The organism is Dissulfurimicrobium sp., assembly GCF_049968175.1.
GTDB lineage: Bacteria > Desulfobacterota > Dissulfuribacteria > Dissulfuribacterales > Sh68 > Dissulfurimicrobium > Dissulfurimicrobium hydrothermale.
The window spans coordinates 1-12,204 of record NZ_JBMFRG010000060.1; the positions used below are offsets into that span (position 1 = coordinate 1).

Below are 12,204 nucleotides of genomic sequence, written 5' to 3' on the forward strand. Positions count from 1 at the left end.
CAACCGATCTCGCTCATATCTGCAGGGCCTCTGGGCTTGGGGCTGAACTGGACGCGTCGTTGCTCCCCATTTCGAGGGCCGTCAGGTCTGTTTCAAGGTTATTCGGTCTTTCGCCGATCGGTCTTGCCGTTTCGGGCGGGGAAGACTTTGAGCTTTTGTGGACCGTTTCAGCCGAGGATGAGCAGGCGATGCTCAGGATTGCAGCCAGCGCGTTGGGCCATTATCCGTTCAGGATAGGACGCATGACCTTGACCGGCGGAAGCGGGGTAATCCTCCGTTTGAATGGACGTTTGATCGATATAACTTTTTGTGGTTATGGGCACGAGATCTAAGGTAGGGGGACGAGAGCTATTTTATCTTAAGCTTTTGGGTGAGGTCTTAGAGGTCGAGGCATATTGGAAAGACGGATATCTTATTAGGCTTGACTTGAGGATGCGCAGCCGCGAAAGGCCCGACGGTGAAATAGAGGGCATCCCTCCTTCAGGGCTGAAGGAGGGCCTTATGGCGGTCCTTGATGGTGCTGATCCACGCAATATTGTGCCTGCCGAGGTCAGGGGGAGTTTGTTCCAGATAAAGGTATGGACGGCCCTCCTGACCGCTGCACCCTATGCCACTGTACTTACCTACGGCGGGTTTGCGGAGAGACTTGGATGCGGATCACCTAGGTCTGTAGGACAGGCGCTTAAGGCAAACCCATTGCCTCTACTTGTGCCGTGCCACAGAGTAGTGGGCAAGAACGGTTGGCTTGGCGGATATTCCTGCGGCATAGAGATCAAGAGACTCCTTTTGAGATATGAATGTGAAATGGGTGGTTTAAGATGAGGTTAGCAGTTATAAGTGATAGTCACGACCATGTCTGGAATACGAGAAAGGCGATCGAGCAGGCGAACAGGCTTGGCGTCCAGCTGATGATCCATTGTGGCGACATGGTCTCACCGTTCATGCTTGAGGAGTTTGACAGGTTTAACGGCAGGCTCCATTTGATCCTCGGCAACAATCCAGGGGATCAGATACTCTTGATGAAGAGTGTGCTTTCAAGGTCTGACCGTGTGGAGTTTCATGGGTGTTTTGGGCGGGTTGAGGTCTTGGGTATGTCTATAGCCTTTATCCATGACCCGTTGGAGGCCGGTCACATCGCGCGTTCAGGCGATTTTCGTCTGGTCTGTTTCGGCCATACTCACAGATGGTTTATGGAAGACATGGGCGGCACGCTCCTTTTAAACCCAGGCGAGATATTGGGGAGAAAGGAGCAGCCCGGCTGGGCCTTGGTTGAGATTTCAGACGCCGGCAATGTCGATGACATAAGACCCTTCAGGATTGAGCATATCTTCGTTGACGGTTCGGTGTAATAAGGAACCTTAAGGCGGTGCGGTAATGATATCTGGTGCTGATTCAAGACTTATTTCCATGATCTTCGACAGCATAAACAGTGCGATAATCCTTGTGAATGAAGGCGGACTAATCTCATCTGCAAACAGGAGGGCCATCGAGATGTTTTCTGCAGATGATCGAGATCTTGTCGGTCTTCCTTTTAAGGCGCTGTTTATGCCTGAGGACAGGGACATATTGGCAGAGAATGTCATCAACATTACGCGGAGGGATGGTGAATTCGAGACTGAGGCTATGCTTCTGAAGAGGGATTCGGGTTTTTTCATGGGGCTCGTCTCCACATCTATGCTTGAGACAGGGGAAGGCAAGGCGGTTGTTGTCATCGTCCATGACATAACCAAGTTGAAGGGTCTGGAGCGCCTGCTGAGTAAGTCTGAGCGCATGATCTTTCTCGGCCATATGCTCGACGATATAAGCCATCAGATCAGAAACCCGATCTTGACCATAGGTGGGTTTGCAAGACGCCTTGCAAAGATAGATATGCCTAAAAGGGATTACGTTCAGGTCATTCTGGAGGAGTGTATGAGGCTTGAACTATTGCTTTCAACCCTGACGGAGTTCATTAGGCTTGCAAAACCCGATCCGAGGCCGATCCCTGTCGGCTCAGTCATAGATGAGCTGGCATCTATTGTAAAAGAGGCGGCGTTGGAGAACGGCCTCAAACATAATGTTTCAATGCAGGAAGGCCTTAACGGCACAGAGGAGATACTGGTGGATGTAGCCGCATTTAAAAAGGCGGTTATTGCCGGACTGTTGAATGCCTGCGAGTCATATTACGAAAAGTGCCGGTCAGATGGTTCCGGAGTGGTCGATTTGGAAGTCAGGCCGTCAGACCAGCCACCGTGGACGCTCATGTTTGTCATAAGTGATCAAGGGGATGGGATAAGGCCTAGTATCATGCCGCATGTCTTTGACCCGTTTTTTACCACCAAAACTGGGCATATAGGAATGGGACTTACTTTTGCAAAGCGTATCCAGGAGGAGCAGGGCGGACATATCGAGATCCACTCTGAATTCGGTAAGGGGAGTAGTCTCTATTTGTATCTGCTCAGCGAGAGGAGGAGGGCGGTAAGGACGCAGCTTCTTTAAGCGTTTCAGGCCCTTTTGACGCCTCTATGGCGTTAAAGAACTCCTCTCTGCTTACGTCATCAGTTATAACGGCCCTGCCCGGGCCACCTGAGAGCACAAAGTGTATTCTGCCGCCCCTTGATTTCTTGTCGCTCGCTGTTAGTGTTATGATCTCGTCGATTTGAAACTGAGACGGGATACGGGTAGGGAGCCCAAGCGATCTCAAAAGCCTTTCAAGCCGTTTCAGCACGGCGTCGTTCGTGAGGCCCTTTGCCACAGAGAGTCGCATCGCAACAATCATGCCGATTGCAACGGCCTCACCGTGCGGCATCTCATATTTGGAAGCGGCCTCTATCGCATGGCCTGCCGTGTGCCCAAAGTTCAAGATACGTCTAAGCCCACCCTCCCGTTCATCCGCACAGACGACCTTGGCCTTTATCCTACAAGAGGTCCGAACTATGTGAGATATAAGCTCGGGCTCAAGATTCAAGGCGTCCGATGGCCTTGCCTCAAGCAGATCAAAGAGGGCAGGGTCTTTGATCATTGCATATTTGACCACCTCGGCCAGACCATTTCTGATCTCCTGCTGGTTAAGGGTGGCAAGGGTTGCAATGTCCGCGATTACAAGCCTGGGCTGGTAAAATGTCCCAAGGAGATTTTTGCCCTCCGGAAGATCTACTCCGGTCTTTCCGCCGACAGAGCTGTCAACCTGGGCAAGAAGTGTGGTCGGCGCCTGCACGAACGCAATCCCCCTCATGTAGATGGAGGCGAGAAACCCCGCTACGTCTCCAACCACCCCGCCGCCAAGGGCGATCAAGACCGTATCCCTGTCCGCCTTTAATGCGACCATCTTTCGCGCGAGCTCAACCACCGTGTCCATGCGTTTCGAGGCCTCTCCAGCCTCAAATGAGATCAACTCGGCATCAAGCCCGGCCTGTCTAAGGAGGTGCGTCAGGTCGCGCCCAAGGTATCCCTCGACATTTGTATCTGTCACGATTATGCAGCGTCCGGATTGGACATACGGTTTTAAAAGTCCTGCAGCGTCGGACAGGAGTCCTGGTCCTATCAGGATCTTGTAGGCCCTTTCTCCAAGCGGCACATTGACCTTGTATCGGATAAAATTAAAATCAGACCTGGCGCCTGTTTCGTCTGGTTCACCCATCATAACGGATCGTTCCCCATATTTTTATTATTATAGACCTGTTGGACAAGTTCTTTAAGAATCCCTTTTATCTTATCTGGGGCCGGCAGGTCAAGCGCCTTCTCGAGGGCCTCTTCGGGCTCCGGCGGGCCCTGTATGTAAAGATTGGCGTTGAGGGCCTCGATCTCGTCGCCGCGTAGGTTCTCGCCCAAGACATTCGAAAGCTCATCCCTGTCCAGGGCATTTATGAACCCTATTATCTCATCAAGGGCGAACTTATCTTGAAATCCCTTGATCTCTTCCTTTATCACCAGCGCCTCGTCTTTAAGGTCGTTTAGCATGTCCTGATATCTCATCATGTCCCTGTGGAGCCAGAGATAGCTGTCTTTGAGGCGGTTTAGGAGTCGGGAAAAGACCGTCCATCCCCTTTCCTGAGGCCATTCTTTTATTTGCAGTCCGCCTGATTTATATTCCGGGTAAAACGGTATCCTACCGCTGAGACCTATTGCCCTAGCGAACAGATCTACAAGCGACCTCTCTGAGAGGATGTCATATATCCTTGCAAAGTCGGCACCGATCTTTTCGTTGTAAAACGCATCGGCCTTGGCAAGTGCATTTTTGAATGCCTCTATATCGCCTTCGATGGCCTTTCTCGTGCCAAAGTACTTGGCGGCAATCTCTCTTTTTACTTGATAGGCTAAGGCCTTTGCTATGTCATCCGGCATGTCTTACCCTTTTTATGAATTTATTGAGATTATATGAGATTATATCTTAACCTGCGGGTTTTGGGCAACAGACATAGCTTTTGACAATGCCGCCCCTTTTTGTTAGACATTTTAGATAAAGCATCCTGCGGGAGAAGCCATCATGGATATGACAGACACCATGAAAAAGGTCATTCAGGAGCTGATCGTCCCTGAAATAAGTCTCATAAAGGCCGACAATTCAGAGATCAAGGCGATCCTCCAACTTACCAATAAAAGGCTTGACGATATAAATATCCAGCTTTCAGATATCAACCGCCGTGTTGATGAGACCAACAAATGCATAGATGAAGTCAGAGCTGAGCGTTACGAAAGGATAGAGATGGCAAGGTCTGAGCTTTTAAACGGTTTAGGCGGGGCCAGGTTTGCAATAGAAAATTTAAATATGAGGCTCGACCGTCTCTATGATGCGGTGGTTAGACGTGATTAGCAGAAAGAGGCGCATCGAGTGCCTTGAAACCAGGATGGAGATGAAGTCCACGGTTTGATCTTATGGCTCCATAGTATATGCCTTCCTTAACCCCTTCCTGCCAATAAAAGGAAAAGAACTAAAAACTGCCTTTCCGGCCAAGGGAAGGGAAAGGACAGGGAAATTCCAGTCAATTTAAAATAGGTATTTTTAAAGTCTGTGGGACTATCTGCCGAATAGAGAAATAAAAGGCAAAACAGGGCGGAAAGGAGGTTGAAGATTTAAGTCCGATGCCTTGAAAGACAAGATAAGGTTTAAAGATCTACTAAAAGATCCGGCGGGCAAGGACGCCCGGTCCCGGGAAGAAAGACAAAAACAAGGAGGTTTCTTATGTCGCTCAGTATCAACACTAACATCGCTGCGCTTTATGCGCACAATAATCTCCAGAAGACAAGTGATTCAATGCAGACGTCACTGGAGAGGCTCTCAACAGGTTTGAGGATAAACAAATCAGCAGACGATGCGTCAGGTATGTCCATCGCCAATGTCATGCATGCCCAGGCCCTTAGCCTAGGACAGGCCATTAGAAATGCAAATGACGGTATAAGCGTCGTTCAGATCGCAGATGGCGCGCTTCAGGAGGCGGTGCATATCATCAACACCATCAAAACCAAGGCCACGCAGGCCGCGGCAGACAGCCAGACAACCACGTCCAGGAATGCCCTCCAGTCCGACATATCGAAGTTGATGGCCGAATTGGACGCCATTGCCAGGACTACATCATTTAACGGCATGAAGCTGCTTACAGGTAACTTCGCGAACAAGAAGTTCCAGGTAGGCGCCTTCACTGGCGAGACAGTCGAGGTCAACATAGGTTCCAGCGAATCCAACAAGATAGGGCAGGTCGTGACCGGTCAGCTCCAACTAACGAACGCTTCGGGCGGCAATGTACAGCTCAGTATCCACAGCAATATCCTAAATACAGATGTCGCCATCAACTCGGTGGATCTCCAGTACAACAACTCGGCGGCAAACGGCATGCGTGCCTTGGCAGATGCCATCAACAAGGTCTCCGACACCACCGGTATAACCGCTCAGGCTGTTGTAAAGAGTACCAGTGCAGCCCCTGTGGCCGCCGGTTCCACCGGCAGCGACTTCGCCATAAACGGCATCGTTATCGGTGCTGTAACAGTGCAAGCAAATGATGCTGACGGCTCCCTTGTAAATGCCATCAATGCAAAGACTGCACAGCACGGCATCGTGGCAAGCGTAGACGGCGCAGGGATGCTTACCCTGAGTTCAACTGATGGCAGGGCCATTCAGGTTACAGGTGATACGGGCACGGTCCTTGCCGGAAGCAATATGAGCACGTTCGGTTACATAAAGCTCTTTCAGTCGGGCGCAAATGACATGAAGATCACAGACCTTGCGGGTGGTGCGGCGCTTGCTATAACGTCAAATCTTCAGGTCAAAGGCGCCACTACAACGACTATCGACTCAACCCTTACAGCAGGATCTGTACTGGGGTCGGCTTCATCGTTCAAAGCCGGGAGCACCTTGGGCTTTACCTTAACAAATACAAATAATTCAGCTGACATAACAACAACCCAAGACAGTACCATAAAGGCTGGATCTGTGCTGGCCGCGGCTACCGTGATCAAGCAAGGTTCGGTCCTTGGCGGGACAGTTACCGCAAATGCCGTATCCACTACAAACGACAGTACGTTGAAGGCTGGAAGTCTGCTTAAATCAGGTACACTGCTCAAGGCCGGGACGCTCGTCACCACGGCCATCCAGACCGCCGGCGGCACAATAGCCGCAGGTACCGTATTGAACGCTGATGCAACCTTGACGGCAGACGTCACCCTCCAGGCCGATATGATTGCAAAGGGCGGTTCGTCGTTTGCGGCGAACAGTTCATTTACGTCTGGTTCATCCATAGGCGGTGACGTCACAACAGCCAGCACCACCAATGTCAATAACGACATGATTTTGAAGGCAGGCTCTACTATTAAAAACGCTGCTGGCCTGAGTATAGTTGCAGGTTCCACCATAGGTGGAAATTTCACATTGGCTGCCGCAGTCTCTGCACTTACTTCTTCCATGACAGTAAAGGCAGGTTCAACCCTAACTGATACCTCTAGTATCGCCACCGGCTCAACGCTTGGAGCGAATACGACAGTAAGCAGTGCTCTAACCTTGAACGGTGATATGACACTTGCTGCCGGCTCGACCCTTGCCTCCATGTCAACTATGGCTGCAGGTACGGTGCTTACCAATGATATGGTTGTATTTGTATCAGGCAGCGCCGGAACAACCAAGACACTTACAGCAGGTACGGTGCTTGAAAAACAGTACACTACATACGGAACCAACTACCTCAACAACACGATGACCCTGAAGTACAATGCAACGCACAACTCGACCATCGCGGCCAATTCCATACTTGCCGCCAACCCAGGTGGTGTATCTGGGACACAGGTGACTGGTATAGTTAAGAAGGCCTTGAGCGATATAAACGTCACCACCCAGGATGGCGCGCAGCTTGGTATGGCCATAGCCGATTCGGCGCTCCAAAACATAAACGCCATTAAGGCCGGACTTGGTTCCGTACAGAATCAACTCACCAGCACTATAGCGAACCTGACCGCCACCAAGGTGAACGTACAGTCGGCGGAGAGCCAGATAAGAGATGTGGACTTCGCAGATGAGTCTTCAAATTTCTCAAAGATGCAGATACTCTCCCAGGCCGGCACGTTCGCTTTGGCTCAGGCCAATGCAACCGCGCAAGGCGTGCTGAAACTCCTGCAGTAGTTACTGGTTGACAACAAGGGCGGCCTCCGGGCCGCCCGATAATTAGGCCATAATGAGGTAAGATTATGACGGGCATCATTACATCTCTTGGAGTGGGTTCAGGGCTTCAGCTCCAAAATATCCTCGATCAGATGCGTCAGGCCGACGAGGCGCCCATAAACAATCTAAAGGCAGAGGAGTCTAGGGTCCAAGATCAATACAATGCATTCAATGCCATCGATCAGGGCCTCTTAGGCATAAAGTCCCAGGCCTTGAGTTTGAGTCTGCAGTCCACGTTCATCAAACGCGATATCTCTGTTGGGCCTGAGGGCGTGCTATCGGCAAGCGTTTCCGACGGCGCCGATATAGGGACACATCAGATAACGGTGAACAGCATCGCCACAGCAAGTCTATGGCAGGGCGTGGGGGTTGGCGCCCCGACGACGGTGATCAACAGTTCCGGTGCTAGCCAGACCTTTGCCTATCATGTAGGGACAGGTGCAACCATCAGCCTTACCGTGCCTAATGGGACCACGCTTCAGGGCCTTGCCGATCTCATAAACAACGACCAGCGTAATCCAGGGGTGACGGCCTCTGTGATAAACGATGGGGGTGCAACAAACCCATATCACTTGGTGCTTAAGGCCAATACTACAGGCGAGACGTCAAGGATATACATAGACACCCAGCTATCAGGTTATGCTATGACAGAGATACAGGGTGCATTGGGGGCCTCGCTTAATGCACAGATAGTTGTAGATGGGGCGACGTATCAGAGAGGTACAAATACAGGCATTACAGACATTATAAACGGAGTAACGTTAAACATCCTTAAACCGGGGACGAGCTCCATATCGATAAGCTCGAGCACAGCCGATCTCAGAAGCGCTATCATCAATCTGGTAAACGGATTTAACAGCAGTATAAAATCCATCAGGGATCAGACAGGTTATACAAACGGTCCAAATGGTCCGACCCCCGGTCTTTTAACTGATAATGGTACGATGCGGGCCCTATCGGGTCAGTTGACGGATCTCCTTAGCACCCAAGTGGATACCGGTGGTTCCATAAAATCGATGTATGATCTCGGCCTGAACATAACGAGGGACGGGACGATCAGTATTGACGAATCCACACTGGATAATGCGCTCGCTACGCATTTCAATGAGGTGCAGACCTTTTTTCTTGGCAAGACAGGCGTTACGGGTTTTGCGAGTCTGGTAAACGACAGGCTCGGCAGCATCACTGAAGCGGGCAGCGGTGTCCTGGCTACGGAACAAGCGGCCTCGCAGACACGTATAAATCAGATCAATCAGCAGATAAGCGACGCAACCGATAGGCTTAACAAGAAATACGATATTTTGACCAAACAGTTTACCCAATTGGATTCATTCATGAGCAGTATGAATTCGATCAGCTCCTTTTTGACCTCACAATTCGATGCTATCACAGGGGTCAAGAAGACGTAAACGATAAATTTTTTGAGGGCATAGATCATGAAAACTGTATATACTCAGGCTTATGAAAAGACAGACATACTCACAACCGATCCATATAAATTGATCCTCATGTTGTATGATGCTGGGCTTAAAGGCCTCTACATGGCCAGAGAAGGTATAAGGACTGGGGATATAGCAATGAGGGGCGAGGCATTGGGCAGGGTGATTGCCGTTGTTTCGGAGCTGATGGGTGCGGTCCGGGGCGAAAATGAGGCCGCTGGTTTTCTGAGGGGGCTTTATGCTGCCATGCTGGTCGAACTTCCGAAGGTGAACCTCACTAATGATGAAAAGACCTTGAATACGGCCATAAAATATCTCGCACAGTTAAGGCATATCTGGCAGACCGAGGTGATGCCAAGCATCCAGACCCTGCGCGCCATACCCGATGAAGGCCGCGATTTTGTGCGTGATGACAGGGCTGTTGGGCCGAACCGTATTAGAACAGGTGATGCCGTTGATAGGGCAATTGCAGGAGGGCATCAGGGCCAGGCTGGTGTAGCTGCGTATGCGTGCGGTTTTTCGTGCAAGGGCTGAAGGAGTTTCTTATGGATCAAGACGAATATGTGCCGGAAGTTGGGGGAGACGGCCTTTTTAATAGACTTGAGGAGGCGTTTTGTGCCTTTGAAGACCTTCAAGACGGATTCCTTGCAGGTCTCAAGGAAAGGCCGCTTGAGATGTTTAATGAAATGCACTGGTGGGAGGACGAGCGCGGTAAGGGATGCATGCTCATAAAGGATCTGCTGAGTGTATTCAATAATGGCTTGAAATGTGGTATCTATCCGCTTGACACTGCTGAGTCGTGGAGGACACGCATCGGACGTTTGATTGAAAAGGAGAGTATGCTTTATCAGGCCCTGTCGCTCGAGAGGGTGAGGATCGTCGGTGAGCTAGAGAGGTTAAGCAAAGGCAGGGACGCCCTTAAAGGCTATCAGAGGTTCGGTCTTGGCGGGCGTTGAGGGAACGGCTATGGAACTGACTGTAAATGGCATAACGAAAATAGGTGTTGAAAATCAAACGGGTCAAGAGATGCACGTCGAAGGCCGCCCACTCAACAAAGATCAGCAGGCAGCCAAGGGTGTAGAGACGTCCAATAATAATATAGCCAGCATGGGCGTCGGAAGGTCGGGCGTTTCGGCCAAGACGGGTGGCGGCGATAAGAAGGCCATCGGCAAGAGCGATATAGAGGCGGCTGTAAAGGAGATACAGTCGCAGCTGGATTTAATGAACACTAAGTTGATATTCAAGATAGATCCCAAATACGGTGAGCCTGTGGTGCAGGTCATAAAAAAAGACAACGGCGAGGTGTTGCGGCAGTTTCCGCCCGAACAATTATTGGAGATCAGGGCGGCATTCAAAGACCTTGCAAAGGGTGTCTTTCTGAACGAGAAGGCTTGACATAAAGTAAGGAAGCGAAAGGGGTTTCAAATCCACCGGGCAATTACCTTGTTAGAAAAGTCGGCGTGATCTGCCTGTACTGCTTACCTATACCCTCCTGTATAAAAATTTTATTTTTTTCTTATTTCACCTCCCTAGACAAAACTTCCTAAATCTTAAAGCAATCCGGACCATTTGCTAGATGAATACGGCTTATTGAGGCTATTGTTTCGTTTAAATGTCCATATTCGCTCATTTGTACGCTAATTACTTTTTTTCTCCAAAAAAAGCTTGACAGGTGGGTTGTTGTTTCAATATAGTGGATCAAAGTGGGATGAAGTGGGAAGAAGGGGGTAACTGGTGTTTAGAGGCCGTTCAGTTCACACACTAGATGAAAAAGGCCGCCTGAGCATACCAGCAAGACTCAGAGATGTCTTGAAGACCAAATACGACGGCCGGTTGATCGTCACAAACCTTCCCAACTGTCTTGCAGCCTATCCGCTTGATGAATGGCGAGAGCTTGAAGAGAGCTTTAGTAATTTCAAACTTGCGCCGCCTGAGGTCGTTTCTTTTCAAAGGTATTTTTTGGCTGGCGGCATAGAGTGCAACATGGATTCGCACGGCAGGATACTTATACCGGCAACACTCCGGGAGGATGCAGGGATAGGTAAGGAGGTGGTCCTTTCGGGTATGCTCAAATACTTTGAGATATGGAGCAAGGAACGCCTGGATGAAGAGTTGCGTAGGGCAAAGGAAAACTTTGACCAGTACAGCCGCCTCATCTCAACCATTGGGACCAACAAGACGTGATACGGCCATGGATCATATACCGGTATTGGTCGATGAGGTAATCGATGGGCTATGCATCAAGAATGGAGGCATTTATGTGGACGGTACGGTCGGAATGGGGGGGCATGCCGAGGCCATCCTTGAGAGGCATGGCGAGATAGGGCTGCTCATAGGCCTTGATCTCGACGCCGACGCCGTATTGAGGGCCAGTGAACGTCTCGCTCGTTTTGGTGAGAAGATACATCTCGTGTGCGGAAACTTTTCCGTACTTTCAGACATCTTGGTTGATATGGGCATAGACAAGGTGGATGGAATGCTGCTTGACCTAGGCATGTCCTCATACCAGCTCGAAAAGAGCGGCAAGGGGTTCAGTTTTATGAAAGACGAGCCTTTGGATATGAGGATGGACAATTCCTTTACTATTACGGCCGCCGATATGGTCAACGAGCTGCCTGCTTGTGAGCTTGAGACACTCATACGCACATATGGTGAAGAGCGTTGGGCCAAGAGGATAGCGGAGGCTATTGTTGAGCGGCGGAGATCAGCACCAGTCGTTACTTCTTTAGATCTGGCCAGGATAGTGGCTGGGGTGGTACCCCGAAGGGTACAGGGTGCAAAGATGCATCCTGCCACAAGGACGTTTCAGGCCCTTCGCATAGCTGTAAACAGGGAACTTGAGAATTTGAAAGAGGCGCTTGATCTTCTCCCTTCATGTCTCAAGATCGGTGGGCGTCTCTGCGTAATTTCGTTTCATTCGCTCGAAGACCGTATGGTGAAGGATGCGTTTAGGAGCGACAGTCGCCTAATTCGGGTGACAAAGAGGCCGATTGTCGCCAGCCCAGTTGAGTTGGCTGTCAATCCAAGGGCAAGGAGTGCGAGGCTTCGCATAGCCGAGAGGGTTGATTCACAGTTTTTGACCAATTCATGCAAAAAATTGTAAAGAGAGGAGAAAGATCATGACTTACCGTGCATCTGTCC

13 protein-coding genes and 1 pseudogene are annotated in these 12,204 nt (G+C 50.3%); 12 read left to right on the plus strand and 2 right to left on the minus strand.

Going from position 1 to position 12,204, the window contains the following annotated elements:
* The 4 genes and pseudogenes from ACP5SG_RS07910 to ACP5SG_RS07925 all read left to right on the plus strand — a co-directional run.
* Positions 1-332, plus strand: a pseudogene (locus ACP5SG_RS07910) (thiamine-phosphate kinase); the annotation flags it as partial.
* Positions 316-822, plus strand: a complete 507-nt coding sequence (locus ACP5SG_RS07915; RefSeq protein ID WP_237887549.1) for a methylated-DNA--[protein]-cysteine S-methyltransferase — start codon at positions 316-318, stop codon at positions 820-822. The pseudogene ACP5SG_RS07910 and the gene ACP5SG_RS07915, both read left to right, overlap by 17 nt.
* A complete protein-coding gene (locus ACP5SG_RS07920) occupies positions 819-1,349 on the plus strand; it encodes a YfcE family phosphodiesterase (RefSeq protein ID WP_428123334.1) in 531 nt (176 codons plus the stop codon). The genes ACP5SG_RS07915 and ACP5SG_RS07920 overlap by 4 nt, the downstream gene beginning before the upstream one ends.
* Positions 1,350-1,374: 25 nt before the next feature.
* Complete coding sequence (locus ACP5SG_RS07925) at positions 1,375-2,478, plus strand: two-component system sensor histidine kinase NtrB (RefSeq protein ID WP_428123337.1); 1,104 nt, start codon at positions 1,375-1,377, stop codon at positions 2,476-2,478.
* Here the strand turns inward: ACP5SG_RS07925 and aroB are convergent.
* Positions 2,438-3,622: a 3-dehydroquinate synthase gene (gene aroB, locus ACP5SG_RS07930; RefSeq protein ID WP_428123340.1), complete on the minus strand. Its 1,185-nt coding sequence runs from the start codon at positions 3,620-3,622 to the stop codon at positions 2,438-2,440. The two genes, ACP5SG_RS07925 and aroB, sit on opposite strands and share 41 nt — an antisense overlap.
* Complete coding sequence (locus tag ACP5SG_RS07935; protein WP_237887563.1) at positions 3,619-4,323, minus strand: hypothetical protein; 705 nt, start codon at positions 4,321-4,323, stop codon at positions 3,619-3,621. Before ACP5SG_RS07935 ends, aroB begins: the two co-directional genes overlap by 4 nt.
* Before the next feature lie 142 nt (positions 4,324-4,465).
* Between ACP5SG_RS07935 and ACP5SG_RS07940 the strand changes: the two genes are divergently transcribed.
* The 8 genes from ACP5SG_RS07940 to rsmH all read left to right on the plus strand — a co-directional run bounded on the left by ACP5SG_RS07940 (position 4,466) and on the right by rsmH (position 12,166).
* Positions 4,466-4,792 (plus strand): hypothetical protein, encoded by a 327-nt coding sequence (locus ACP5SG_RS07940; protein WP_237887565.1) that lies wholly within the window; start codon positions 4,466-4,468, stop codon positions 4,790-4,792.
* Between the two features lie 369 nt (positions 4,793-5,161).
* On the plus strand, positions 5,162-7,585 hold the full coding sequence (locus tag ACP5SG_RS07945; protein ID WP_428123345.1) for a flagellin: 2,424 nt from the start codon (positions 5,162-5,164) through the stop codon (positions 7,583-7,585).
* A 65-nt stretch (positions 7,586-7,650) separates the two neighbouring features.
* Positions 7,651-9,033, plus strand: a complete 1,383-nt coding sequence (gene fliD, locus ACP5SG_RS07950; RefSeq protein WP_237887568.1) for a flagellar filament capping protein FliD — start codon at positions 7,651-7,653, stop codon at positions 9,031-9,033.
* 27 nt (positions 9,034-9,060) lie between these two features.
* Positions 9,061-9,597 carry a flagellar export chaperone FliS gene (fliS, locus tag ACP5SG_RS07955; protein WP_237887569.1) on the plus strand — a complete coding sequence of 179 codons (537 nt, stop codon included), beginning with the start codon at positions 9,061-9,063 and terminating at the stop codon, positions 9,595-9,597.
* A gap of 11 nt (positions 9,598-9,608) precedes the next feature.
* The gene (locus ACP5SG_RS07960) at positions 9,609-10,019 is read left to right on the plus strand and encodes a hypothetical protein (RefSeq protein WP_428123353.1); all 411 of its coding nucleotides are present in this window, start codon (positions 9,609-9,611) and stop codon (positions 10,017-10,019) included.
* Entirely contained in the window at positions 10,006-10,458 is a 453-nt protein-coding gene (locus tag ACP5SG_RS07965) for a flagellar protein FlaG (RefSeq protein WP_237887571.1), read from the plus strand. The genes ACP5SG_RS07960 and ACP5SG_RS07965 overlap by 14 nt, the downstream gene beginning before the upstream one ends.
* 339 nt (positions 10,459-10,797) lie before the next feature.
* Positions 10,798-11,247 carry a division/cell wall cluster transcriptional repressor MraZ gene (gene mraZ, locus ACP5SG_RS07970; protein ID WP_237887572.1) on the plus strand — a complete coding sequence of 150 codons (450 nt, stop codon included), beginning with the start codon at positions 10,798-10,800 and terminating at the stop codon, positions 11,245-11,247.
* Between the two features lie 7 nt (positions 11,248-11,254).
* A complete protein-coding gene (gene rsmH / locus ACP5SG_RS07975) occupies positions 11,255-12,166 on the plus strand; it encodes a 16S rRNA (cytosine(1402)-N(4))-methyltransferase RsmH (RefSeq protein WP_237887573.1) in 912 nt (303 codons plus the stop codon).
* Positions 12,167-12,204: the final 38 nt, after the last annotated feature.

What these genes read in the sequence shown, in the direction of transcription:
- ACP5SG_RS07915 (WP_237887549.1), top strand. Translation starts at nt 316, where the DNA reads ATGGGCACGAGATCTAAGGTAGGGGGACGAGAGCTATTTTATCTTAAG.
- ACP5SG_RS07920 (WP_428123334.1), top strand. Translation starts at nt 819, where the DNA reads ATGAGGTTAGCAGTTATAAGTGATAGTCACGACCATGTCTGGAATACG.
- ACP5SG_RS07925 (WP_428123337.1), top strand. Translation starts at nt 1,375, where the DNA reads ATGATATCTGGTGCTGATTCAAGACTTATTTCCATGATCTTCGACAGC.
- aroB (WP_428123340.1), bottom strand. Translation starts at nt 3,622, where the DNA reads ATGATGGGTGAACCAGACGAAACAGGCGCCAGGTCTGATTTTAATTTT.
- ACP5SG_RS07935 (WP_237887563.1), bottom strand. Translation starts at nt 4,323, where the DNA reads ATGCCGGATGACATAGCAAAGGCCTTAGCCTATCAAGTAAAAAGAGAG.
- ACP5SG_RS07940 (WP_237887565.1), top strand. Translation starts at nt 4,466, where the DNA reads ATGGATATGACAGACACCATGAAAAAGGTCATTCAGGAGCTGATCGTC.
- ACP5SG_RS07945 (WP_428123345.1), top strand. Translation starts at nt 5,162, where the DNA reads ATGTCGCTCAGTATCAACACTAACATCGCTGCGCTTTATGCGCACAAT.
- fliD (WP_237887568.1), top strand. Translation starts at nt 7,651, where the DNA reads ATGACGGGCATCATTACATCTCTTGGAGTGGGTTCAGGGCTTCAGCTC.
- fliS (WP_237887569.1), top strand. Translation starts at nt 9,061, where the DNA reads ATGAAAACTGTATATACTCAGGCTTATGAAAAGACAGACATACTCACA.
- ACP5SG_RS07960 (WP_428123353.1), top strand. Translation starts at nt 9,609, where the DNA reads ATGGATCAAGACGAATATGTGCCGGAAGTTGGGGGAGACGGCCTTTTT.
- rsmH (WP_237887573.1), top strand. Translation starts at nt 11,255, where the DNA reads ATGGATCATATACCGGTATTGGTCGATGAGGTAATCGATGGGCTATGC.